Source organism: Shewanella sp. POL2 (assembly GCF_000282755.1).
Taxonomy (GTDB): Bacteria; Pseudomonadota; Gammaproteobacteria; order Enterobacterales; family Shewanellaceae; genus Shewanella; species Shewanella xiamenensis.
Genome location: NZ_AKZL01000045.1, coordinates 14402 through 38246 on the forward strand (window position 1 = coordinate 14402; position 23845 = coordinate 38246).

Consider the following 23845-nt stretch of genomic DNA (forward strand, 5'->3'; position numbering starts at 1 on the left):
AATACACATGACTCAAGTAAAAATGGCTGATATTCAATGGCCTGCAGTAGTTAAGCTGACTCAAAATGATGAACTCCTTTATCTTGGCCATCAACGTGATTGGTTAGAACTCGCCTGCCTTTACCAGCATCAATTTATCGATACGGACCTGTTACTCGACAGCTTAGGTAACCAATATTTGATCCGCGCCACCCCAACCACTATTCATGAAGATCCTATAGGTGAGCTACCTAACCTGCTAAAACAAGAGCACAAATTGCCCCTCACCGATTTTATTAAATGGGTACAAAAACATGCCAATGCCGTAGGCCAATGCTGTGTGGCCAAATTAGCGTTTACAACATTCGCCCAAGGGATGGAAATCGTCCATAGCTTAGATGACTAAGCAGAAGCAAAGTAAAATCTGATAGGATTCACAGTCTTCAACGAGATGATCCAAAAAGCTAATATCCTCAACCACATTTAGCAGGCATAATTTATCACGGACGGCCCAGCCCGTTATGTCCAAAGCGATTGGTCTGCATACTTTGCCTTAAAGTGCCAAATCAACGCTGGACATCATTCGGATACACCAACAAACGGAACCTAAATTGGAACTACTTAAGATTGACTGCTTAGGCAAATCACTGCGTTTGGAAGGCTCCCTCGCAGGTTGGCAACAACTCTTTTGGGACAATACCTTAGTCTCACAAAAAGCCGCTTCAGTGGATAATGGCGGTCTCAAAGTCCATGAATTTGAACTCACTCAACAGCATAGCCAATTGGCCAGCGAGCATGGCGAAGCGCAAGTTCTTGAGCATAAAATCCTTGTGCGGCTTGAAACCGATGTGGTTTGGCAGCCCTTTAGATTCGACTATCGACTGCTTATTGATGAAGAAGTGATTGCCCAAGGCACTCGTACCGAAAAAGATATCGAACGCCAAACCCCTGAAATCCCAGTGACTACACCACAAAAATTTAGCTTTGTTGGTTTAGCTTCCCTTGGATTTAAGCTACTCAAAAGCGCTAAGGTCATCAAAGTGGTACTCGCGGGCGCGAGTGTGGCGGCCTACTCTTGGCTGTTTTCCTTCCAATTTGCCTTGGCACTTATCGCCTGTTTGGTATTCCACGAGTACGGCCATATTCGCGCGATGAAGTATTTTGGGATGAAAACCAAAGGAATTTACCTCATCCCCTTTATGGGGGGACTCGCCCTCAGCGATGAAAAAATTAACACCCGCTGGCAGGATGTGGTCATCTCGATTATGGGGCCAACCTTCGGCCTGTTGATGTCGGTAGGCTCGCTTATCGCTTACCACATGACGGACAATATCTTTTTCGCAGGGCTAGCAGCTTTTAACGCGCTACTTAACCTGTTTAATTTATTGCCAATTTTACCCCTCGATGGTGGCCATATTTTAAAAAGCATTAGCTTCTCGATGAACAGCATTATGGGGTTAATTGCCTGCGTCATCGGCGCCGCCTTTGGGGTGTATATCAGCTACACCTTAGGCTTAGCCTTGCTCGGTTTCTTGCTACTTATCGGCAGCTTAGAAATTGTATTTGAATGGCGTACTCGTCATCAAAGCCACCTGTTGCCGCTGGACAGATATGGGCAGATATTCTCAACCATTTGGTACTTAGTAACCGTTGCCGCCCTCGTTGGGATTATCTGGCACTTAGCGGGCACGGGCGATGATATGTTAAGCCTGCCACTGCATATTCTGCGCAGCTAATCTGACTCACATTAAGAGAAAAACGAGATAATAAAAAACCGCGAAAGCCTTAGGCATCGCGGTTTTTATTTATCGATGATTCAATTAGTTATCCGCTAACGGCGGCGCTATATCACTCCCACCTAAGGCTTGATAAAGCGTCGCTTGAGCCGTTAATTGGTTATAGCGATTCTCCAGCAATGCGGCCTCGGCGCTGCGGCGATTCTCCTGCGCATCAATCCAATTTTGAATGCCAATAGCGCCATGGCGATATTGGCTCTCATAAATGGCTTCGGCCTGAGCGGCGGCGCTAAATTGCAGTTCAAGCTTTTCACCTTGGTAGGCGTATTGCTGCTTGGCCGAGATAGCGTTATCCACATCTTCAAAAGCGCTGTAGAGGGTTTTACGGTAATTCACAATCGCCGTTTGGTAGTCGATATCGGCAAGATCATTGTTGATTTGCATTTGATTCCACTGCAAAAAGGGCAGCACTAAGCCCGCACCTAAACTTCCCACGGGATTGCGCAACAGCTCTTTTAGCTCGGAGGTCGACTCCCCCACGCTGCCAGTCAAACTCAAACTTGGGAAGTAACTGGCGTAGGTCGCATCCTTACTGGCCAGCGCCGAGCGCAATTGGTACAAAGCCGCCTTCACATCGGGACGACGGCCGACCAAATCGGCGGGAATGCCGACGCCAACCTCAGGCACCGCACTGTCCGGCAATTGCTTGATCTCAACCGCCACTTGCCCCGGGGCACGGTTGAGTAAGATCGCCAGCGCATTTTCGGCTTCAGCTAACTGTTGCAGCAGTTGGCTGTGGGAGGCCTCTTGCCCGGCTAAACTGCGTTGGGATTCGAGCACATTCAGCTCTGTGACGGCGCCCGAAGCATATTGGCGCTGGGTTAACGCCAGCGTTTGCCGACTGTGTTCAATACTCTTATTACTAAGCTCAATCCGCTGATGCAGATAGCCAATCTGCCAATAGAGGGATGCTGTCGTCGCGACTAGACTCTGCGCCGTGCTCTCCCTATCTTCTAGGCTTGCCAGCGCCGTCCATTGGGCTTGGTCGATATTGGCCGACACTTTACCCCAGAGATCCACTTCATAGCTTACCGACAGGTTCGCCTGAAATGTCTTGCTCGAACTGCCGCCCTCCAGCGGTTTATTCATAGACGCGGTATTATTAGAGCTGAGCTGTGGATACAAATCATCCCGCGCTAACCCCGCCTGTAAACGCGCCTTTTGCAAGGTTAAGGTGGCGAGCGTCAGGTCATTATTGCTGCTAAGCACTTGGCTAATCAGCTGATTTAATTCGGGTTGATTAAACTTCTGCCACCAAGGGTCGAGGCTCACTTGACCATTCACTTGGGTGTGCAGCCACTGCTCTGGCACTTGTAATGCTGGTGGCTCAAAGTCGGAGCGCATCAGCGCGCCACAGCCAGACAGCAGCGCAATGCTGATGGCAATCACGCTGAACTTAAGCGTTCTTAATTTGTTTTGATGCGTTAACACTTTATTATTCATTGAGTTACTCTCTAGCCAGGGCATCAACAGGATCTAAACGCGCCGCATTGCGAGCGGGGAGGAAGCCAAACAACACCCCGATTAAGGTGGAGCAGGCGAAGGCGGCTACAATAGAAGTCGTCGAATAAATCATCTGGAAACTGCCTCCCGCTTGGGCAAACACCACGCCAATCAAATAGGCCAAGGCCACCCCAAGCGCGCCGCCGCACAGACAAACCAACACAGCCTCAATTAAAAACTGCCGCAGAATATCACTCTGGCGCGCCCCAACCGCCATGCGCACGCCAATCTCGCGGGTGCGTTCGGTCACGGACACCAACATGATATTCATTACCCCAATGCCGCCCACCACGAGGGAAATCACCGCAATAGCCGAGATTAATAGTGTCATGGTCGCGGTGGTTTTCTCGATATTCTGGCGAATGGTATCCGTGTTAATGGTGAAGAAATCCTGAGTGCCGTGGCGCATCTTCAGCAGGCTAATAATGCCCTGCTCCGCCGCATTGCTCGGCACCGACTCATCGAGCCGCACAGTAATCCCATCTAAGTATTTCTTGCCTACCATGCGGCCTGATACCGTGGTGTAAGGCACCCACACATTGAGGGCATCACTGTTACCAAAGGCGCTTTCCTTAGGCTGAGTGACACCAATAATCCGCACCGGCAAATCCCCGAGGAAGATGACTTCCCCGATGGCTGAGCCCATGACGCCGCTACTGTTAGGGAACAGCTGTTTACGGGTGTTTTCATCGATTACCGCATCTTGGGCTAACGCATTAACACTGTCATCGTCCCAAAACTGCCCTTGGGCGAGCTCATAGCCTCTAACCCGGAAGAACTCTGGCCCCACACCATTCACAGTCGCCGTCACCGCCTTATTGCCATAACGCACCGTCGCACTCGAACCAATGCTCGGGGTGACGCTATCGACATAGGGTAAGTTTTTCAGTGCATTAGCATCGCTTGCAGTCAAAGTTCGTACCTTTGCCGAGCGCCTATCGCCAAAGCCTGAGCCGGGGCGAATGTCGATGGTATTGGTGCCCATTGAACTAATGCTCTTTAAGATTTCCCGCTGCGAACCTTCACCCAGCGCCACCACAGACACGACTGAAGCGATACCGATAATAATGCCGAGCATCGTTAAAAAGGTGCGCAATCTATGGGTCGACATCGCCAGCAGCGCCATTTTCAGGGCTTCGGCATATCTGTCCCATGCCGCCACGCGGGCGCGCACCTTCGTCTTGGCGGGGATCACTTCAGTCTTAGGCGCAGCCGCAACGTTTGAGGCGGGATTAGGCTCATCGCTGATAATCACCCCGTCCTTAATCTCAATAATACGGTCGGCATGCTGCGCCACATGCATATCGTGGGTCACGATGATAATGGTGTGGCCTTCGCGGTGCAGTTCCTGTAATAACCGCATCATTTCTTCGCCGCTGTGACTATCTAGTGCGCCCGTTGGTTCGTCGGCAAGGATCACATCACCGCCATTCATCAGCGCCCGCGCCACACTCACCCTCTGCTGCTGGCCGCCGCTGAGCTGATTCGGCTTATGGTCGAGACGCTCACCTAAACCCAAGCGCGACAATAAGTGCTCAGCGCGCTGTCTACGTTCAAGACGATCTTTACCCGCGTAGACGGCGGGCACTTCGACGTTACCGACGGCATTAAGATCGCCAAGCAAATGATATCGCTGAAAAATAAAGCCAAAATGCTCACGTCTCAGCTTTGCGAGTTCATCCACATCCATCTGCGAGGTATCTTGGCCATCGATAAAGTACGAGCCCTTTGAGGGTTTATCTAAACAGCCCAAGATATTCATAAGTGTCGACTTACCCGAACCCGAGGCACCGACGATCGCCACCATCTCACCACGGGCGATGGAAAGATTAACATCTTTGAGTACAGTCAGTTGTTGCTCACCCGCCTGAAAACTGCGGTAGCAAGCTGACACTTCCAGTAATGGCTTAGTCACGCTTAAAACCTCATTGGTGGGCCACGGAACTTCATGGTCGAGCCGTCGGCGGGCATTCCGAGCACCACTTGGTCGCCTTCGTTCAGGCCAGACAGGATTTCGGCATTGATTTTGTTATTAATACCAACAGTTACATCCACATATTGCACTTGATTATTCACCAATACAGGCACTTGATATTGCGGCCCACGGGACTTGCCTTCCGCTGGCGGAGCCGCTTTATCCCTTGGTTTTACCCTCAGCACTTGCGATGGTATTAACAGCGCATCATCAGACTTGGCAAGCACAATCGAAATCTGCGCCGTCATCCCAATGCGTAGGGTACGGTCGGGGTTTTCGACATCGAACAGGCCATGGTAATAAATGGCGTCTGAATCGCTCGAGCTCATATTGCTATCGTCACCATCCATTGACGTCGGGCCAGGCTCAATCGCCCTTAAAGTGCCGCGATAGGGATGGTTAGGTCTACCAAGAATAGTGAAATACACTGGCTGTCCTGGGCGCACATTGACGATATCGGCTTCGGAGATCTGCGCCTTGACCGTCATGGTATCGAGCTGCGCCATCTCGACTATGGTTGGTGTGGTTTGATTGGCGTTAACGGTTTGACCCACTTCGACCGCAGAGTAAACGACTGTGCCATCCATAGGCGCAGTGATCTTGGTATAACCTAAATCGATTCTGGCACTGTCGACATTAATTTCAGCCTGTTGTTTTTGCGCTTCTAACTGCTCAAGCTCGGCCTGATAAACTGTCAAAGTGGCTTCGGCGGCTTCAAAGTCTGCGCGGGAGCTGGCCTTATCGGCGAGCATTTCCTGCTGACGGGTATATTCGAGTTTTGCCTGACGTATTTGCGCCTGCTTAGCACGATACTGGGCATTGATGTTTTTAAGGGATGCCAGCGCATTTTGCAGGTTGTTTTGCTGGGCAAGACTGTCGATTTGCGCGATAAGATCGCCTTTTTTCACCTCTTGGCCTAGCTCCACAGGCAAACTCAGAATTTGCCCCGAGACTTGCGCGCCCACACTCACCAGCTTGGAGGCCTGCAACATGCCGTTGGCGAGCACCGAGTTTTCAATATCACCGCGTCTAACGGGCTCCGTCACATAGCTTGGGGCCGCCTCGGGTTTATGTAGCAGAAAATAAGCACCGCCCCCAAGGAGGATGAGGCCGCTTAGGATCAATATCAATTTACGCTTTGAGGATTTTTTCATCTGAATCTAGGTGTCCATCAATGCCAATGGGCGCAAGCGTGTATCTTGCGGGAAGAAAAATAGTGCTGTCAGTATATAGAGTTAGCTAAGCGCAGTAGACGAAGGAAGTGTCGATATCAGGTAAAGATTTGCAAATATCTGTGTAGAAGTTTGCGCCCTAGACCTTTAAATATACGGATAACACTTTGAACCATATAAATCCGTGTTACTTGAGATTATCTGCATACCTCAAACTAAAGGGTCATGGCGTGAAACGCTGATTTTTATAAGCAACGGTCTGTATAAACAACCAATAGCAAAACAGGGATACCTTAGGTATCCCTGTTGTTTACGTAAAGCAGTTGTGGCATTTATTGCTCAGATATCACAAGCTCTTAGCCAAGGCGGCGACGCAGTTCGCGGGTTGCATCGACCATGTTTTTCAGCGCGGGTTCTACCTCAGCCCACGTGCGGGTCTTAAGGCCGCAGTCGGGGTTAACCCAGAGTTGGCGCACTGGCACTTTTTGCGCCGCTTTTTCGATAAGGTGTACCATAGCCTCAACACTTGGCGTATTTGGCGAGTGGATATCGTAAACGCCAGGGCCAATTTCATTTGGATATTCAAAATCTTCAAAGGCGTTGAGCAGTTCCATGCGTGAGCGCGAAGTCTCTATGGTGATCACGTCCGCATCCATGGCGGCAATCGCGGCAATCGTATCGTTAAACTCGCTGTAACACATATGGGTATGGATTTGGGTTTCATCAATCACACCCGCCGCACTCAGTTTAAAGGCATTCACCGCCCAATCTAAGTAAGCCTGCCACTGGCTTTGCTTTAATGGCAAACCTTCGCGGAAGGCTGGCTCATCAATTTGAATAATGCCAATACCTGCATTTTGTAAATCCACCACTTCATCACGAATTGCCAGCGCCAATTGGGTGGCAATGGTATCGCGGCTGATATCTTCACGGGCAAACGACCAATGTAGAATCGTCACCGGGCCCGTTAGCATGCCTTTGACCGGTTTGTCCGTCAGGCTTTGGGCAAATTCGGCCCAATCAACCGTCATGGCTTTCGGGCGACTCACATCACCATAAATCAATGGCGGCTTAACGCAGCGAGAACCATAACTCTGTACCCAACCATTTTTGGTAAAGCCCACGCCTTCGAGCTGCTCACCGAAGTATTCCACCATGTCGTTACGCTCGGCCTCACCGTGTACCAGCACATCGATACCGAGTTTAAGCTGGCGGTCGATGGTATCGCGGGTCACTTGCTGCAACTGCTCAGTATATTGGGCATCGCTTAGCTCACCCTTGCGCCAGCGGCTACGTAGTCCGCGGATTGCCGGTGTTTGTGGGAATGAGCCAATCGTAGTCGTTGGCAACAATGGCAAACGATACTTACGCTGCTGCACCACTTGGCGCTCAGTAAATTCACTCACCCGTTCATAGTCGGCTGGGGTCAGCGCAGCGACACGGGCGATCACTTTAGCATCCGCCGCCTGTGCCTTAGCCTCACGGCGAGCCACGCAGGAGTTAACTATCTCTTTGGCCGCGACAGACTCAGGGGCCTGCAACAATTGGCGCACATTTGCCAGTTCCAACAGCTTTTGCTTGGCAAACGCAAGCTGCTGACGCAGCGTCGGCGTGAGCGTTGTCTCTACCTCTAAATCCACAGGGCTGTGCAGCAGTGAACACGAAGTGCCAATCCATAGGCGCGCTCCTAAGTCTCGGGCAACACCGCCGATACGCTCAACAATCAGGTCAACCTCCGCCGCCCACACGTTACGGCCATTAACTACACCCGCCGACAGAATTTGATCTGGTCTTAATGCATTAGCAAACAAGGCCAATTGTTCAGGGGCAGTCACTAAATCTAGGTGCACCCCCGCCACCGGCAGCGCGGAAACCAATGCCTGATGATGGCTAATGCTGCCATAGTAACTGGTGAGTAAAATCTTCACTTGAGCCGTTTTAAGCGCTTGATAAGCTTGGCTAATCGCTGCTTGCCAATCGGCGGCTAATTCGAGTGCCAGAATCGGTTCTTCAAGTTGCACCCAAGTTACGCCCTGCGCAGCAAAACGCGCAAGAATGTCGGCATAAGCCTTTACTAGATTGGGCAATAAACTCAGCTTATCGAAATCCTGACCTACAGTTTTGGCCAGATACAAGTAACTCACAGGGCCTAACAACACAGGCTTGGCTTGATAACCCAGCGCCTGCGCCTCGGCCACTTCATCAAAAAACTGCTCATAGGCGATAGAGAACACTTGGTCTTGCTTAAGCTCTGGCACTAAGTAGTGATAGTTAGTGTTGAAATACTTAGTCATTTCCGAGGCTGGCGCATCAATGCCAGTTGGCGCACGGCCACGGGCAACGCGGAATAAGGTATCAAGATCGATAGCACCCTCGCCACGGTGGCGATCGGGAATAGCGTTAAGGGTCGCACTCAGGGTTAACACTTGATCGTAAAAGGCAAAATCCCCTACTGGCACTTGCTCAATTCCCGCAGCCACTTGCCATTGCCAATGGGTGCGACGCAACTCCTTGGCCACCTCATGCAGTTCAGCTTGAGTGCTCTCACCACGCCAGTATTTTTCAAGGGCAAACTTTAATTCACGACGACGCCCGATACGGGGAAAACCAAGACTGTTCAATTGCATACCATATCTTCCTTTATTTGAGATAAGCCATATTCGGCACTTGCACCCAGCTGATGGTGTTTTCTTGGCAACTTTTCGCATTTAAGCCTAGATAAATCACAATGGGCGTCTGGACGTCTAGAAGTTTATTGTGATAGTCTCTATGCCAGCAACCGAATTGATTTCAAGCACAACATGAGCGAAATTCACTTGGAGTGATCATGATCGAACTAAGACATCTGCGAACCTTAATGGCCCTGAAGGAAAGTGGCAGCTTGGCGGGCGCAGCCAAAAAACGTTTTGTCACTCAATCGGCTCTCTCCCATCAAATTAAGGAGTTAGAGCAACGAATTAACTCGCCCATTTTTGTGCGTAAAAGCAAACCGCTCTCCTTTACTCAGGAAGGTGCACGCCTGTTGCACCTCGCCGAAGAGATCCTGCCTAAGGTGTTAGAGACGGAAACCGATCTCAAAAATGGGCTGGAAACTGAAACCAATCAGCTCAGAGTCGGGATTGAATGCCACAGCTGTTTTCGCTGGCTAATGCCGGTGATGGAACAATTTAGGCAAGATCATCCCCAAGCCGAGTTAGATCTGTCGAGCCGTCATCTATTCGACTCGCTCAATGCCCTAGAAATGGGTGAACTAGATATAGTGCTGACCTCAGATCCCGTGCCAGGTCACTCGCTCGCCTATCAGCATTTGTTTGATTTTGAAGTGAGGTTAGTGGTTGCTAAGGATCATCCCTTAGCGAAAGAAGCCTATGTTACGCCTAAGCAATTGGCGCGCTTACCGATAATCAGTTATCCGGTGCCACTGGCGCGTTTAGATATTTACCGCCACTTTTTAGAACCCGCGGGCATAGAAGCTGGCGAGCAAAAGACCTGCGATTTGACCATGATGTTATTGCAGCGCATCGCCTGTAAGGACGGTATCGCCGCCTTACCAAATTGGTCAATCAATGAAGGACATGGCTTAAGCCTCGCCGCGGTAAAGCTAGGCCAAGAGGGGTTAAAACGCCCACTATTTGGTGCCTATCGCCGCCACAGCGCCAACTCGGCCTTAGTGCAAAATTGGCTGCAACTGGTTGCAAGCGAAGGCTTAGCCCGCCAGCAGAAATCTAACTAAGATTTTGAAAGTAAAAAAAAGCCTGCGATTGCAGGCCTTTGTTTTTATGAGGGTTCTTAGAGCGGATTAAGCAATAAACCACGCATTGACAATACTCGGCGCAGAACTAACCCTGATGAGTTCGGGTTGCGGGTCTGGCGCAGATTATGGGCGATCATAAACTCTTGGCGCAGATCTTGGTCGAGATCTAAGGCTTCAAAGGCCTCGATGGTTAAGGTCTGCTGCTGATTATCAATCAATGACTTAATCACGCTTAACGGGAAAGATTGCTCAGAGCTAGCATTTAAGTAAGCAAAGGCCGTTAAGGCAATAATTTGCCCGAACACGCTAAACAACGCCAAGGTTTGCACTTCATCGGGATCAACCTCAACATCCGGCATATCGACTAGGCTGTCGACCGCATCAGTTGCTATATTTTCCGTGAGTTTCCAATAACCTTGAACCAACTTCTTATAGGGTTGAGGCAATTCATCGAGGCGTTCTTTCAAATAAAATGTAAAGGCATAACGGTAAATATTAACTTGGCCCAAACGAATTAAGGCATCTTTTAAAGAGCGAGACTTAGGGCTAACCACACCAGAAGCTTGCGCCGAATTACTGCGCATCAACATATGGGCCGCTAACGCGGGATCACTCGAAATAATATCGATCACATTACGAATATCGCCTTCGGCAAGAATGGCCTTTTTCAGTGGAATTAAGATCCCACGGCGGCCAATGACTTGCTCTTCATTCGCTATGATGGCTCTCACTTGAGTAAAAACCTGTTGCTCAAGATCTGTCATAGGACACTTTACACCTGTTAATTAGCTATAAGATGATTCGAATACCGCTCACATCATACCCAAACTACTGAGAATTTCAGCCCTAAGTCGCAGAATAATTGTGACTATGCTTTAGATGAAGTGATCTATAGCACAAGCAACGACTTAGGCTATCTCAAAATAGGCTGAACTTATAAAGAATACACCGAGAAAATGGATTTTTCTCTGCACATAGCCAAACAACAGAAATAATAAAGCCAGACTGAGCCTGGCTTTATTCGGTTAAGCATTTATTTCAAGCTTAGAAGCGGTAACCCACAGTCAAGCGAATATCACGGCCTCGGCCTGAGTAATAGCTATCACCCCAAATGCCACCGTAGTAACCCGAGCTAACATACTCTTTATCAAACAGGTTATCGATACGCAGGCTCGCTAACCAAGCATCACGGGTATAGTTAAGGGCTAGATTACCTAAAACATAGCTAGATAATTTATCGCCTTCGTTGCCGTTATCGCCTTCAATAAAACGATCGCCCGTGTAAATTGCCTCAGCAAATACTTGGAAATGCTCGGCAAAATCCATGCTGACATAACCGCGCCCCGTATGCTCCGCAACCCAAGACAATTGCTTGCCATCATTCACCCCATCGGTAAATTCGGCATCAATATAGTTATATTCCAAGCCTAAGGTGAGGGCTTGAGTGACCTGCCAATCCCAATCGGCACTCGCGCCATAGCGGCGTGAAGCATCGGCATTGACGTTGGCGCCTTGGAAGCTGCCACCAACAGGTTTTTCCGCACTCGGGTCGAAGACAATTTCATCTTCTAAATCGAGGCGATATAGGCTGACGCGTAGGCTTTGGCTAGCCACAGTCCAATCCCAACCCGCCTCATAGGAACGGCCTGTCTGTGGCTTTAAGCCATAGACATCTTTCGGGGTGTAAGCTTGCTCATCGACCTTAGCAAAGCGGAAGTTTTCATCGCCACGTAGATAGAATCTGTGCTCGGCGCTCGGACGGTAATTTAAACCGAACTCGAATGCGGTCGCATCTTCATCTAAATCGATGCCGTTTGGATAGACATTGCCATCGACCAGATCGTCGGTCACCCGCGCATAACGGCCGCCCACTACATAGCTTAAGGTGTGGCTTAATGGCACAGTGGCTTGCAGGTAAGCACTTTGCATTTCCTGCACGTTGCTGCGCGCCATAGAGTCAAACTCGGCCTTACCGCGACTGATGTCTAAACCAGTGACTAGGTTTAGCTCACCTTGACGGGTGCTGTAATTAGCAAGTGCTTTAGGGCTAAACATCAGCAGCGAGCGAGTATTTTGGCTACCTGCGCCCCAGTTTAATGAGGTCACTAAGGTATCGCTGTAATCCAGATCCGCCGCTAAGGCCCAGTTTTGGTTAAGCTGATGCTGATAACCACTGCGTGCAGCCGTGGTCATCTCATGAACATATTCGCTTTTATTGGAAGACTGGCGTGGGTCTTCTTTGAACTGATTTACGGTCAACGAGCCCGGATTTTCACGGTCATCATCGTAATAGCTGGTTTCGACAAAGAAAGAATCAGTCGCCGTTTTATATTGAATGCGGCCAAGGATAGAGCCCGTTTCATTGGCATTATGCTGACGATAGTTGTCACCTTGGTTGTAGCTTCCGGTCAAGAAATAGCGCCAATCCTTGTTGATCGCGCCAGACACATCGCCGCGACCTTCATAGGTATTAAAGCTACCGCCGGATAATTGCACGCTGCCACCCGTATTCTCAGGCGATTTAGTCACAATATTGATCACGCCACCCACGGCTTGATCGCCATAGAGCACGCCCGCACTGCCGGATAAAATCTCGATGCGTTCAACCTGATTTAAGGGAATTGCATTCAGGCTAGGCGCAGCAATATCAATGTTATTCAGACGGCGACCATCGAGCAAAATCAAGGTGTTGTTTACCGCAGCGCTGGCGCTAAAACCGCGCATCGCAAAGCTAGTACCAATATTGTTATCCGAAATTTGAATACCGCTCTGACCACGTAAGACGTCAGTCAAATTAGTCGCGCCACTCATTTCAATCGCCGCAGCATCAATCACATTCACATTAGCGGCAATATTTAACGGGGTCTTATCAGCACGGCCAATCACCACGATATGCTCATCGACGTTGGCGGCATGAGTTTCATCGGCAGCCACAGCGGGCGCGATAATTGATACACTGCAAAGGCTGCCAATCAGCAGCGCAATTTTGGTTGGATGTGTTCCCATTTTACCTTTAACTCCTACAAGGAAAACGGGGCATTAGCGCCACGATACCGTTGATTCAGTAGAAAACACTGATAGTCACTATCGCATTTTGAGATCTGCCCACCGAAATCTCAAAAACACCTTTAGGGCCGGTCTCCGGACTTAGGCTATATCCATCTCAACTTGAGATGAACGCGAAACTGACCTTTACACACTCGATTTCAGTGTTCATCGTGAACGCCTATCAAATGCGGTCGTCTCTCACCTTTTACCGTTGCGGGGGCAGTGCCAGAATTTCACTGGCTTCCCGATTATCTCGCAACTTCATCATCGCAAGCACCACAGAAGGTTGACTCAAAATTAGGTTCAAAGGGCGTCAAACCTGTTAACGCCCAACAAGGCTCAGAATATTAAAGACCTAAGCGCGCGCATTATAGACGTCTATACGGATGAAAGTCCATTAATCTCAGATTGGCGAGAAAGCTCAGATGAGTTAGAAAACGCCATCCCAGTTTTTTGCCGCAGGTTGGGGTCTGTCTTTGCTCAAAATCGCCTGACGTTGCTCAGGGGTTTCGCATTGGGCAACCGGGCTTAAATCCAGCGGCTTAATCACTAACGAGTCAGCAGGTTGCACAGGCGACTTGTCGAACATGGGCAAATTCATCGACCAAGAGACCAGCTCCCCCTTGTCGCTAATGCCAACATAACCGTCATTTGCGCCATCTAACCACGTGAGACGCGGAATACGTGCCATTAACTTTTCCACATTATCACGGTTGGCGCGATATCCAACGGGCACCACTTTGCCATCGGGACGCGTAAACACAAAGGAGGATGGTCCTTGAGTAATAACACTTCCTTCCTGCCAATATTTATCAAGAATCTCTTGGGCATAGTGAAACCCAAACATATACGCGTAGTCAGTGTCGTCGGCCACAATTTGCGGCACGGCCTTATCCCGCAGTAATAAAAACCCTGAGCCGATACTGATAATCTCCTTCACGCCTGTAATGTCGGTTTTTTTAATCCAATCAACGCCACAGTTAATGCCATCGCCCCAAAAATGCGCATCCCCCGTAGGACTTAACACCGCAAATGCGCAATTGTTTGCCGTCATACTCGCCACGTCTTTTAAGGCACTGCGGATAGGATAAGTATCACTGCGCCAGCCCCAACTCACTACTGAGCCGTCCTTTTTCAAGGCGGCATAGGTGTGTTGAAAATATTCGATCTTCGCCACATCCGTAAGCTGAGGGAGCAACTTTTTCATATTGGTCGACTCTTCAACCTGGCCCCAAATCACTGCACTACCCTGTTTTTTGAGGGCGACAAAACTGCGTCCCTTAGCAAAGATATCAATGACATCAACTAATTGATCCTGCACATGCAAGCTATTGCCACCGTAAGGGCCATAACCCCAAGTGTGTACCTTGCCTGTGGCATCTAGCGCGGCAATAGCCTCTTGGTTGGCGAATAATTTAGTAATATTAGTCATGCGGTTTTGTAGGGCTTTGTCGAGGCGATATTTACCCACATTGCCCCAGAACACCACAGTGCCATCTTGACGTAACGCGGCAAACCCATCTTTAATCGAGACGATTTGCTTAACTTGCTTAAGCTGCTCAGTCACCTCGCGGCTATCGCCACCAGCATAGCTATCACCCCAAGTGATCACCTCACCGGATTGTGTTAACGCCGCAAAGGCCGAACTATTGGTGACCACAGTCTCGACAGCGGGTAAATCACAGGGAATATGGCGGTACTGTGGACTCGGATTTTCCTTAAATTGGAGCAGTTTACCGTTATCAAACTGCAATAAGGCTTCCTTATCATTTTCGAACACGGTTAAAGGTTTCGGCTGACTACAAGCCGTTAATTGTAGGGCGATTAAGGCTGCTACCAATGCCAAAGGGCGAGGAATTGAATAAGACTGCATAACTTATTTCCTTGTCGTTGCTTAAAACGTGAGTTGTTGAATATGTTGCGCTACGTTATCCGATAATGACTCGATTATCGGCCTCAGTGCGCACTGAAAACCATGACTCGCATCTAACCGAGATAATAATACTTGTGTATGTTTATCAATCACCTGCGCGCTGTCGAGGCTGAGTGTTTGCAGCGCCATTCTCTGGCCAAACGCCGCCAAGATCCGCGCTTGCACGGGGCTAACCGTTTGCTCCACCGCACTATGGGTATTATCGAGTACCCATTTAACTAACCAAAGTAAATATTCGATGCGGGCAGCAAGGTCGACACAGCATTGTTTTTCATCCTCCAAGCCAAAACTGAGCTCTTTGGCATAACAAAGTGCCTCCAATGCCTTGAGCTTTTCTGTGGATAATGTCAGTGCCAAAGGGAGCTGATAAGTGCGAGTTATCAGTACAAAGGTTGCCAAGGTTCTTGCCGACAAAGCTTGATTGCTACGGGCTAACATCGCGAGCGCCAAGTCGTGAAACCCTAAGGAACTCAAGCGATAAAAGCTAATCATCACAATGGATTCATCTATCGGTTCTAACTGTTTTTTGCTTGGCACAGATTGCATTTGGGCAAATAAGGCAACAAAACGCGGGTATAACTCACTGCAATGGCCGATATGATCGGCTGCTTCCCATACCAGAATATTCGCGGCGGGGTGGCACCTGTAGGTTTCAAGCTGATTGATAATCCCAGCGTAATCCTGCTGCTGTCCTAAACGCTTGAGCATTGGCACATAACGACACTCAGCCCAACGAATTCTGAATAAGTTCAAGCAGAAATAACCGACAAACAAGCCAAATAATAAGCCTGCGACGCCAAAGCCAACGTCCAGTTTGGCGCGTTCGCGGGTTAATTCAAGATTGGCGCTCGCCCGTGTTGGTGCATCAGGCAAGTAGCTCACAGCACTTTGCGCATAGTTGGGCACTAATGCCCCCGGCGTATCATCCTGCGGCGAGACTAATTGATAAGTTGCACGGCAATCCACACCATCGAGATCCCACTGACGAATATCCTCGCCCTCGGCGGTGTGATACTCCACCAAACACACCAATCTTTGGCGAGAGATGCCGTTCGAACCTCGTTCACTCCGATACTCAGTGTCAATCACCCGACCAGTAGCGACAGCACCACGCTCTTCAAGTTGATTGACCAACGACCACTTTTGCACGCCTTCCCAGAGGAACAAGGCGGCAAAACTAAAAAGCAGCAGAGGGATACAGATTAAGAGTATTTCTAACCACCCCAAAAAACGAGTGGAGGTACTCGAGGTTAATTGACTAGGATTCACCAACACGCCAGAACGTCCTTATCATTCCATGATATTTAAGGCATTGAATATCTATCTTTATTGTGCCTAAAGCGGGCGCTATTGTAGCAGCTTATGAAGATAAATCAGAAAATGCTCACAGTTTATTGTAAAGACACTATGAGACTCACTGTCTTCAAGCTTTAGCGTGCTATTCTAAGCCTCCATTGCGCTGTTTAAAGGAGTAACAGTATGACTCGTCCTATTATTCTGGATTGCGATCCTGGCCATGATGACGCCATTGCGCTCATTTTAGCCCTCGCCCATCCAGAGCTCGTTCCACTCGCCGTCACCACTAGCGCGGGTAACCAAACCCCCGATAAAACACTTAATAACGCCCTGCGGATCTTAACCTTATTAAATCGCAGTGATATTCCGGTCGCGGGCGGTGCGGTTAAACCCTTAAGCCGTGAGTTAATCATTGCCGATAATGTCCACGGCGAAACCGGACTCGACGGCCCAGTATTACCAGAACCCAGCTTTACGCCACAAAGCATCAATGCCGTTGAGTTGATGGCGCAGCAGCTGCGTCAAAGTGATAAGCCCGTGACACTGGTTCCCACAGGGCCACTTACCAATATCGCGCTATTACTTGCAAGCCACGCCGAATTACACGCCAAGATCGAACGCATTGTATTGATGGGCGGTGCAGCGGGTGTCGGCAATTGGACGCCTGCCGCCGAGTTTAATATTTTTGTCGACCCAGAAGCCGCCGATATCGTGTTTAAATCCGGTATCCCTATTACCATGTGCGGCCTCGATGTAACACATCAGGCACAGATCATGGATGAAGATATCGAACGTATTCGTGCTATTCCCAACCCTGTGGCTAAATGTGTCGCCGAGTTACTCGATTTCTTTATGATTTATCATAGGGATCCCAAATGGGGATTTGTGGGTGCGCCGCTGCACGATCCCTGCACTATTGCTTGGCTACTCAAACCTGAATTGTTTGATGCCCAAGACTGTCGAGTAGAGATTGAAACCCAGAGCGAATTAACGCTGGGGATGACGGTAGTCGACCGCTATCAGCTTACGGCTAAACCTGCGAATGCCACTGTACTGTTTGGACTCGACAGACAAGGCTTTGTTGACTTGTTAGTTGACAGCTTAGCGGCCTACACTCCAACGTATCTCAACCGCAGATGACACTAAGGTGAACCTTCCATGAGCCATATTCTTGTTATCGGCAGTGCCAACGCCGATCATGTCATGAATTTTGAGTATTTGCCCGCTCCCGGACAAACCCTAAAAAGCCGAAGTTATCGGCTAGAACATGGTGGCAAGGGCGCAAATCAGGCCGTCGCTTGTGCTCGCCTGTGTCTGCCCGATTCTCGTGTGGATTTTATTTGCCATGTAGGCCAAGACGGTATCGGTAATGAAATGCGCAATAGTTGGCTCAAGGACGGTATACAAGCTGATGGCATCACTCAAGTTGCCAATATGAGTACAGGTACAGCGATGATTTTTATCGCTGAAAATGGCGAAAACACGATTGGGATTGCCGCTGGGGCTAATGCCCACCTCAGCCCTGCCGAGTTAGAAAAACATTACGCCCTGTTTGCCAATGCACAATACCTACTGATCCAACTCGAAACACCCACTGAGACGGTGAGTAATGCACTGCAAATGGCCAAACGTCTTGGTATCACCACTGTGCTTAATCCTGCGCCAGCGGCCACTCAGGAGCTGGACTACCTCAAATGGGTCGACATTATTACTCCCAATGAAACTGAGGCCGAAGCCTTAACGGGTATAGAGGTCAAGCATGAGGAAGATGCCAAACTCGCCGCCCAATGGCTACATCAACAAGGGATTGCGACGGTAGTAATCACCTTAGGCAGCAAAGGTGCATTTATCAGTAGCGCAGGCTTTACCGGGCTAATTCCGGCACTTGAAGTACGAGCCATAGATACAGTCGCCGCCGGTGATACCTTCAACGGTGCACTGGTTGTCGGCTTAAGTGAAGGTATGTCGATTGCCGCCGCCGTCGGCTTTGCCAATGCGGCATCGGCGATTACGGTTACCCGTGAAGGCGCACAACGCGCCATTCCCTACCGCAACGAAGTGCCGCGTTAATGCCTGATGAGTGCGGCAAATTGTCGCACTCAATCTCTTTCAATCAAAAGTTGTATATACATAATTTACATACCGAATTCATTCCCATTTAATGAATTCAACCTATGCTGAGCAGCGCATACTCGAGTCAAACGGCTCGATCCACCTTGTTCAGAATAAGGAAGTACCAGATGAAAGCGAGAAGCACCACTTTCCGTAACATGACTAGCGCAAGCCTACTCGGTCTAGGATTATTCGTCGCCAGCCAAGCGAGTGCTAACGAATGTGAACTCAAGATTGCTGCGACTGACGCAATGCAATTTGACACTAAAGAGCTATCTGTTCCTGCTACCTGTAAAGAAGTCACACTGACCCTAACGCACACTGGTACCCTGCCCAAAGCCGCTATGGGCCACAACTGGGTATTAACTAAAGCCGCAGATATGTCTGCCGTTGCGACCGATGGAATGAGTGCTGGTGCCGATGCAGCTTATGTTAAAGCCGGTGATACCCGTGTTATTGCTCACACTGCGTTAGTGGGTGGCGGTGAATCTACTTCGATAAAATTTAGTACTGCGGGTATGAGCCCAACTGAAGCTTACCAATTCTTCTGCAGCTTCCCAGGTCACTGGGCGATTATGCAAGGTAGCTTTAAAATTCAAGGCTAATCCCATTGCCTAACAGCTACTTAGGGGAATACCTTAAGATGGCATAACAAAAAGCGGACCTTGGGTCCGCTTTTTGTTGAATGCAGATTGGCTCACAAGCCAGCTTGCCTTCGAGACTTTTGTTCCGAGATTTCTTCTGCGATTTATTCTTCGCCGAACTCGTCTTCATCATCAAAATCATCGGCGTCAGTTGCCGCTTCCGCTGCTAATGCAGCCGCTAATTTAGCCTTAGCTTGTTTCTCTGAGCGACGCTTATTACGCTCAACCAGTGTGCCTAAAAACACTTGCAGCTCGGCTTGACCCCAAGCTTGTGCCTCGGCCTCAGTCGCAAAACCATCATGGCTTTTCGACACAACCGTCTTAGTCGACGTCATACGACGGGTGATTTCCGTCTTCCAACCATTTTCAGCTTGAGTGACGCGAAAATCGTATTTTTTACCCTTGCTCATTCTGCTCTATTTCCTAAATGATGCTTGCCACGTTTGTCTTATCAAGCGATACAAACGCCATCATAAAACAAAAGGAGCGCAGTTTACTTGATTTCGGCACAGAAAGATCGCTTACGAGAAAATTTTCATGCTTAGCACTTTCAAATAGCCGTAATAATCCCAAAAGTAACGCGACATGCTAGATGATTTTTCGTCCTAATCTTAGTCCTAAGCTCAGTATCAAGCTAGCGTAAAAGCGGCGGGCAAACGGTAACTTTTCTTGTTTTGATCATAAAACTTAACATATTTAGTCATCTAGCCATTTTAGAGTGTGAGGTGAATCCATTCACAAAAACTCAATCTAGGAAAGATGATGAAAACCTCTCCAATAACACGCTACATGCTATTTGCCACAACAGCTCTGCTTGCTGGCTGCAACAGTGATACTAAAGATAACGAGACCACAGCACCCACCACTCAAATGGTTGCGGCCCAAGTGGGTGAGCGGCCGCTGTTTCTAGTGCGCCAGATGCAAGACAGCACACTTAAAACCCGCTTAGAGCAATGCACCACTGATCATTTTTATCGCAGTGAGTTTTCCATTGGTCATCGCGGCGCGGCGATGCAGTTTCCTGAACACACCAAAGAATCCTACCAAGCGGCTATTGATTCCGGCGCGGGTATCGTCGAGTGTGATGTGACCTTTACCGCCGATAAAGCCTTAGTCTGCCGCCACTCTCAGTGCGATCTCGCCAGCACGACCAATATTTTGGCCATTCCCGAACTTGCCAATAAATGCTCTGTGCCTTTTACGCCCGCCGATCCGGCCAATGGCATTGCCGCCACAGCAACCTGCTGTACCAGTGATATCACCCTTGCCGAGTTTAAAACCTTAAAGGGTAAGATGGAGGGCGAGAATCCCAAGGCCACCACTGTCGAAGAATTTATGAATGGTACGCCTAAGTGGCGCACGGATTTATATACGGGCAATGGCACCCTAATGACCCACGCCGAAAGCATTGAGATGTTTAAAAAAGCAGGTGTAAAAATGACGCCCGAGCTAAAAGCCGCGAGCGTAGCTATGCCCTTCGATGGTTTTACTCAGCAAGAGTACGCCCAGAAGATGCTCGATGAATATACCGCAGCAGGCGTCGATGCCTCACAGGTCTTTCCTCAATCCTTTATTTTGGATGACATTAAATATTGGGTCGCCAACGCGCCTGAATTTGCTAAACAGGCAGTATTTCTCGATGACAGGTACGATTATAACAACGCCTTCGATCCGCAAAATCCAGCGACTTGGTCACCCTCAATGGCGGATTTAAAGACCCAAGGCGTCGAAATTATCGCCCCACCACTCTGGGTTTTAGTCGCTTTAGATGCGGATAAAAAAATCATTCCATCGGAATACGCTAAGGCTGCTAAAGCCTCGGGACTTAAGATCATCACATGGTCGCTGGAACGTTCTGGTTTATTAAAAAATGGTGGCGGCTTTTATTATCAAAGTATTACCGATGCCATTGATAATGAGGGCGATACCTACGAACTACTCGATGTGTTAGCTAAAGATGTGGGCGTGATTGGCGTGTTTTCGGACTGGCCAGCGACTGTCACTTACTATGCCAACTGCATGGATTTATAGACCAAATAAATAGGCGCTATTTCAAAACCGAGAAATAAAAAAGCGTTAGCAAAAACTGCTAACGCTTTTTATTAACAGATTCTTTTTACTTAAAAAGATGCTGAATATTTTTTAAATCGCCCTTACCTTCGGCAATTTCTTCCGGCGTTAAACCCGTCACTTCATGTGGGAACACTAACCAGTCTTCAGAGGCATGGATATAGTAATCAGGCTTTAAAGGCACAGCGGTATTCTTTGGCTTGTAATAAGGGCAAGCGATACGAATATCCTGCGGCATATTTAAGCGCATCAGTTGGCTTAACTTTTCCTTTAGCGCATGGATACTGCGGCCAGAGTCAAACACATCGTCCACAATCAGTAAGCTATCGCTAGCATTGGCATTTTCAACAATGTAATGCAGACCATGTACTTTGATTTCTTTGCTTTGCTTGTCGGTACCAATACCGTAGTAAGACGAGGTACGCACAGCGATATGGTCGGTTTCAACCTTCTTAAAGTCGAAAAACTCTTGTACCGCGATCCCGATTGGAGCACCGCCACGCCAAATACCCACGATAAACTGCGGACGGAATCCACTCTCATAAACCTGTGAAGCTAATAGAAATGAATCTTCGAGCAGTTGCTGTGCGGTAACGAAATATTTTTCTGACATGACACCGATCCCCATCTTAATTATTGATTTTAGGCGGCAAAGCGTAGCTTTTTACCTAGTAAGGTCTGTTCGGCGTCCAAAACACGAGAACAGCATTCTCTTTATAAGAGTCCTAGCAAGTGTAGGCAGCCGCCGAATTTTGGGAGCGAATTTTATACCAAAAAAAACCACCGTGCTGCAGTAATAGTAATAAGTTGTAGATTAACTGCGGTTTATTTTGCATTTTTAGGACAGAACTAACAAAAACGCGCAAAAAAAGGCCACCCAAAGGTGGCCAACAAGGAACGAGTACAAGCTCAACGCAAAGGATGGAGCTTAAGTTAGCTCACTGGGTTGATAATATGTTCACCGACCTTAGTCATGGCGCTGTAGCTACGGCTGGTCGACTCTTCAAACTCCTTCGCCAGAATCGTGCTGACATAATGCCAGTCGCTACGCACAGCCTCCTTAGTGAAGGTTAAGGTCATAAAACCGCGATCTTTGAGGTTGGTGTATTTAAGATCCGGCACCAACTCGACAATTGCCGCCTCGGTTGCGGGGATCTGCTCCACAGGCAGATTTAAATAGTATTCCAATCCAGGGGATGATACTGAGCTTGTGGCAAACTCCACCCCAACACTATTACCGTTGACGTCTTTAAGCTCATTCGCCCACGCGTTATGGGTGTCACCCGCGATCACCACTAGGTTGTGATTTTTCGATTTAGCCGTGCCTAAAATCACTTCTCTTTCATAGGCATAACCGTCCCATGCATCCAAATTATAAGGAATAGATGGTAGTTGCAGCAGGGCAATCACCTCTGGCGTTAACAAAGCTTGGTTGGCCTGTAAATACTGTAATTCCGCCGCCGTTAAGGTTGGATCATTTGCCGCTGCGCGGGCAGCTAACTTCGCCAGCGCACCAAGCATGGCGTATTGTGGAATGCTCATTTGCTGGGTGGCAATCGCGGCAGGTAGAGACATTTTGCCCATGAGGATCTGCTGACCCAACACCTGCCAAGTACCCGTGGCTTGCAATAAGGTGCCCTGTAACCAGAGCAACTGGGTTAAACCCAACATGGTGCGAGAGGTCGATGTCACATCGGCGCGGAAACGCTCACCATCGAAGGCGCCCGTGCTGGCATCCATATAGTCGGCATAGTCGAGCTGCTTATCACGGGCTAACACACGCGTATCGAGCATATGCAAATCAACCAGATTACCGTAACTAAAGCTACGGTAAATCTCCTCATGGTTGCCCTCACGCCATGGACGAATCGGCAGCCACTCGAAGTAAGCTTGCAACGCCGCTTCTTTGCGTGCCGCAAAAGTCCCTTCGCCTTCGTTATGATTCTCAGCGCCATCACGCCAAGTATCGTTTGCCACTTCGTGGTCGTCCCATACCGTAATAAAAGGCACTTTAGCATGCAGTTTTTGCAGGCTGGCATCGGTATGGTATTGGGCGTAACGGGTACGATAATCGCTAAGTGTTAGTAGCTCATTGGCAGGTAACACTTCACGGCCAAGCTCTGCCGCATGTTCGCTGGCATAACCACCGCGGGCATATTCGTAAATATAATCCCCAAGATGCACCACGGCATCGAGATCATCCTGCGCCGCTGCCAATTCATACACGTTAAAATAACCCGCAGGAAAGTTAGCGCAGGACATCACGGCTAACTTGACTGAACTCACTTCTCCCTCGGGTAAAGTGCGGGTTTTGCCCACGACAGAGGTTTTATCAGCCGTCATAAAGCGGTAGAAATAGGTTTGTCCCGCACGTAAACCGCGGGCATCAACTTTAACGGTATAATCACGATTAGCATTAGTGACCATCTCCCCCGTAGTCACTAATTGGGAGAACGCTGCATCACTGGCGACTTGCCAGCTGACTTTTACATCCCCCGCAGAATCCGGCGTCACGCGGGTCCAAAGGATCACCGCATCCTGCGCGGGGTCACCACTGGCAACC

At 49.0% G+C, this 23845-nt stretch carries 18 protein-coding genes and 1 riboswitch; of the genes, 7 read left to right on the forward strand and 11 right to left on the reverse strand.

The window, feature by feature from the left end:
• The first annotated feature begins 7 nt into the window (after positions 1-7).
• Together SHEWPOL2_RS13160 and SHEWPOL2_RS13165 are read left to right on the forward strand one after the other, a co-directional pair.
• Positions 8-385 carry a DUF4144 domain-containing protein gene (locus SHEWPOL2_RS13160; RefSeq protein ID WP_037414404.1) on the forward strand — a complete coding sequence of 126 codons (378 nt, stop codon included), beginning with the start codon at positions 8-10 and terminating at the stop codon, positions 383-385.
• A gap of 205 nt (positions 386-590) precedes the next feature.
• Positions 591-1715, forward strand: coding sequence for a site-2 protease family protein (locus tag SHEWPOL2_RS13165; protein WP_037428917.1), 1125 nt, complete (start codon positions 591-593; stop codon positions 1713-1715).
• 84 nt (positions 1716-1799) lie between these two features.
• Here SHEWPOL2_RS13165 and SHEWPOL2_RS13170 read toward each other — a convergent pair whose 3' ends face one another.
• The 4 genes from SHEWPOL2_RS13170 to metE all read right to left on the reverse strand — a co-directional run bounded on the left by SHEWPOL2_RS13170 (position 1800) and on the right by metE (position 9052).
• Positions 1800-3218, reverse strand: coding sequence for an efflux transporter outer membrane subunit (locus SHEWPOL2_RS13170; RefSeq protein WP_037428919.1), 1419 nt, complete (start codon positions 3216-3218; stop codon positions 1800-1802).
• A gap of 4 nt (positions 3219-3222) precedes the next feature.
• Positions 3223-5193 carry a MacB family efflux pump subunit gene (locus SHEWPOL2_RS13175; RefSeq protein ID WP_037414407.1) on the reverse strand — a complete coding sequence of 657 codons (1971 nt, stop codon included), beginning with the start codon at positions 5191-5193 and terminating at the stop codon, positions 3223-3225.
• A gap of 2 nt (positions 5194-5195) precedes the next feature.
• Positions 5196-6407 (reverse strand): efflux RND transporter periplasmic adaptor subunit, encoded by a 1212-nt coding sequence (locus tag SHEWPOL2_RS13180; protein WP_037428922.1) that lies wholly within the window; start codon positions 6405-6407, stop codon positions 5196-5198.
• A 374-nt stretch (positions 6408-6781) separates the two neighbouring features.
• Positions 6782-9052: a 5-methyltetrahydropteroyltriglutamate--homocysteine S-methyltransferase gene (gene metE, locus SHEWPOL2_RS13185; protein WP_037428924.1), complete on the reverse strand. Its 2271-nt coding sequence runs from the start codon at positions 9050-9052 to the stop codon at positions 6782-6784.
• 200 nt (positions 9053-9252) lie between these two features.
• On the opposite strand from metE, the gene SHEWPOL2_RS13190 reads away from it, so the two are divergent.
• The gene (locus tag SHEWPOL2_RS13190; protein ID WP_037428926.1) at positions 9253-10158 is read left to right on the forward strand and encodes a LysR family transcriptional regulator; all 906 of its coding nucleotides are present in this window, start codon (positions 9253-9255) and stop codon (positions 10156-10158) included.
• A 56-nt stretch (positions 10159-10214) separates the two neighbouring features.
• Here the strand turns inward: SHEWPOL2_RS13190 and SHEWPOL2_RS13195 are convergent, their stop codons facing one another.
• From SHEWPOL2_RS13195 to SHEWPOL2_RS13210, 4 genes are all read right to left on the reverse strand, one after another.
• Positions 10215-10943 (reverse strand): HDOD domain-containing protein, encoded by a 729-nt coding sequence (locus tag SHEWPOL2_RS13195; RefSeq protein ID WP_037428928.1) that lies wholly within the window; start codon positions 10941-10943, stop codon positions 10215-10217.
• A gap of 280 nt (positions 10944-11223) precedes the next feature.
• Complete coding sequence (locus SHEWPOL2_RS13200) at positions 11224-13185, reverse strand: TonB-dependent receptor (RefSeq protein ID WP_037428930.1); 1962 nt, start codon at positions 13183-13185, stop codon at positions 11224-11226.
• A 108-nt stretch (positions 13186-13293) separates the two neighbouring features.
• Positions 13294-13523: riboswitch (cobalamin riboswitch) on the reverse strand.
• A 134-nt stretch (positions 13524-13657) separates the two neighbouring features.
• Positions 13658-15100 carry a hypothetical protein gene (locus tag SHEWPOL2_RS13205; RefSeq protein ID WP_037428932.1) on the reverse strand — a complete coding sequence of 481 codons (1443 nt, stop codon included), beginning with the start codon at positions 15098-15100 and terminating at the stop codon, positions 13658-13660.
• 21 nt (positions 15101-15121) lie between these two features.
• The gene (locus SHEWPOL2_RS13210) at positions 15122-16435 is read right to left on the reverse strand and encodes a DUF3592 domain-containing protein (protein WP_037428934.1); all 1314 of its coding nucleotides are present in this window, start codon (positions 16433-16435) and stop codon (positions 15122-15124) included.
• 204 nt (positions 16436-16639) lie between these two features.
• Here SHEWPOL2_RS13210 and rihA point away from each other — a divergent pair, with 204 nt between their 5' ends.
• From rihA to azu, 3 genes are all read left to right on the forward strand, one after another.
• Positions 16640-17596 carry a pyrimidine-specific ribonucleoside hydrolase RihA gene (gene rihA, locus SHEWPOL2_RS13215; protein ID WP_037414420.1) on the forward strand — a complete coding sequence of 319 codons (957 nt, stop codon included), beginning with the start codon at positions 16640-16642 and terminating at the stop codon, positions 17594-17596.
• Positions 17597-17614: 18 nt separating this feature from the next.
• On the forward strand, positions 17615-18526 hold the full coding sequence (gene rbsK, locus SHEWPOL2_RS13220; protein WP_037428936.1) for a ribokinase: 912 nt from the start codon (positions 17615-17617) through the stop codon (positions 18524-18526).
• Between the two features lie 170 nt (positions 18527-18696).
• Positions 18697-19173, forward strand: coding sequence for an azurin (azu, locus tag SHEWPOL2_RS13225; protein ID WP_037414424.1), 477 nt, complete (start codon positions 18697-18699; stop codon positions 19171-19173).
• Positions 19174-19316: 143 nt separating this feature from the next.
• On the opposite strand, the gene SHEWPOL2_RS13230 is transcribed toward azu, so the two are convergent.
• Positions 19317-19622, reverse strand: coding sequence for a DUF3622 domain-containing protein (locus SHEWPOL2_RS13230; RefSeq protein ID WP_037414426.1), 306 nt, complete (start codon positions 19620-19622; stop codon positions 19317-19319).
• A 352-nt stretch (positions 19623-19974) separates the two neighbouring features.
• Here SHEWPOL2_RS13230 and SHEWPOL2_RS13235 point away from each other — a divergent pair, with 352 nt between their 5' ends.
• On the forward strand, positions 19975-21243 hold the full coding sequence (locus SHEWPOL2_RS13235; protein WP_037428937.1) for a glycerophosphodiester phosphodiesterase family protein: 1269 nt from the start codon (positions 19975-19977) through the stop codon (positions 21241-21243).
• An 85-nt stretch (positions 21244-21328) separates the two neighbouring features.
• Here the strand turns inward: SHEWPOL2_RS13235 and SHEWPOL2_RS13240 are convergent, their stop codons facing one another.
• Entirely contained in the window at positions 21329-21895 is a 567-nt protein-coding gene (locus SHEWPOL2_RS13240) for a phosphoribosyltransferase family protein (RefSeq protein WP_011624046.1), read from the reverse strand.
• Between the two features lie 320 nt (positions 21896-22215).
• On the reverse strand, positions 22216-23845 hold a 1630-nt coding region (locus SHEWPOL2_RS13245; RefSeq protein ID WP_037428939.1), incomplete at its 5' end, for an alkaline phosphatase D family protein.

Bases quoted from the DNA above. Each gene is read 5' to 3' on its own strand.
- SHEWPOL2_RS13160 (WP_037414404.1), top strand. From the start codon at position 8: ATGACTCAAGTAAAAATGGCTGATATTCAATGGCCTGCAGTAGTTAAG.
- SHEWPOL2_RS13170 (WP_037428919.1), bottom strand. From the start codon at position 3,218: ATGAATAATAAAGTGTTAACGCATCAAAACAAATTAAGAACGCTTAAG.
- SHEWPOL2_RS13180 (WP_037428922.1), bottom strand. From the start codon at position 6,407: ATGAAAAAATCCTCAAAGCGTAAATTGATATTGATCCTAAGCGGCCTC.
- metE (WP_037428924.1), bottom strand. From the start codon at position 9,052: ATGCAATTGAACAGTCTTGGTTTTCCCCGTATCGGGCGTCGTCGTGAA.
- SHEWPOL2_RS13190 (WP_037428926.1), top strand. From the start codon at position 9,253: ATGATCGAACTAAGACATCTGCGAACCTTAATGGCCCTGAAGGAAAGT.
- SHEWPOL2_RS13195 (WP_037428928.1), bottom strand. From the start codon at position 10,943: ATGACAGATCTTGAGCAACAGGTTTTTACTCAAGTGAGAGCCATCATA.
- SHEWPOL2_RS13200 (WP_037428930.1), bottom strand. From the start codon at position 13,185: ATGGGAACACATCCAACCAAAATTGCGCTGCTGATTGGCAGCCTTTGC.
- SHEWPOL2_RS13205 (WP_037428932.1), bottom strand. From the start codon at position 15,100: ATGCAGTCTTATTCAATTCCTCGCCCTTTGGCATTGGTAGCAGCCTTA.
- rihA (WP_037414420.1), top strand. From the start codon at position 16,640: ATGACTCGTCCTATTATTCTGGATTGCGATCCTGGCCATGATGACGCC.
- rbsK (WP_037428936.1), top strand. From the start codon at position 17,615: ATGAGCCATATTCTTGTTATCGGCAGTGCCAACGCCGATCATGTCATG.
- azu (WP_037414424.1), top strand. From the start codon at position 18,697: ATGAAAGCGAGAAGCACCACTTTCCGTAACATGACTAGCGCAAGCCTA.
- SHEWPOL2_RS13230 (WP_037414426.1), bottom strand. From the start codon at position 19,622: ATGAGCAAGGGTAAAAAATACGATTTTCGCGTCACTCAAGCTGAAAAT.
- SHEWPOL2_RS13235 (WP_037428937.1), top strand. From the start codon at position 19,975: ATGAAAACCTCTCCAATAACACGCTACATGCTATTTGCCACAACAGCT.
- SHEWPOL2_RS13240 (WP_011624046.1), bottom strand. From the start codon at position 21,895: ATGTCAGAAAAATATTTCGTTACCGCACAGCAACTGCTCGAAGATTCA.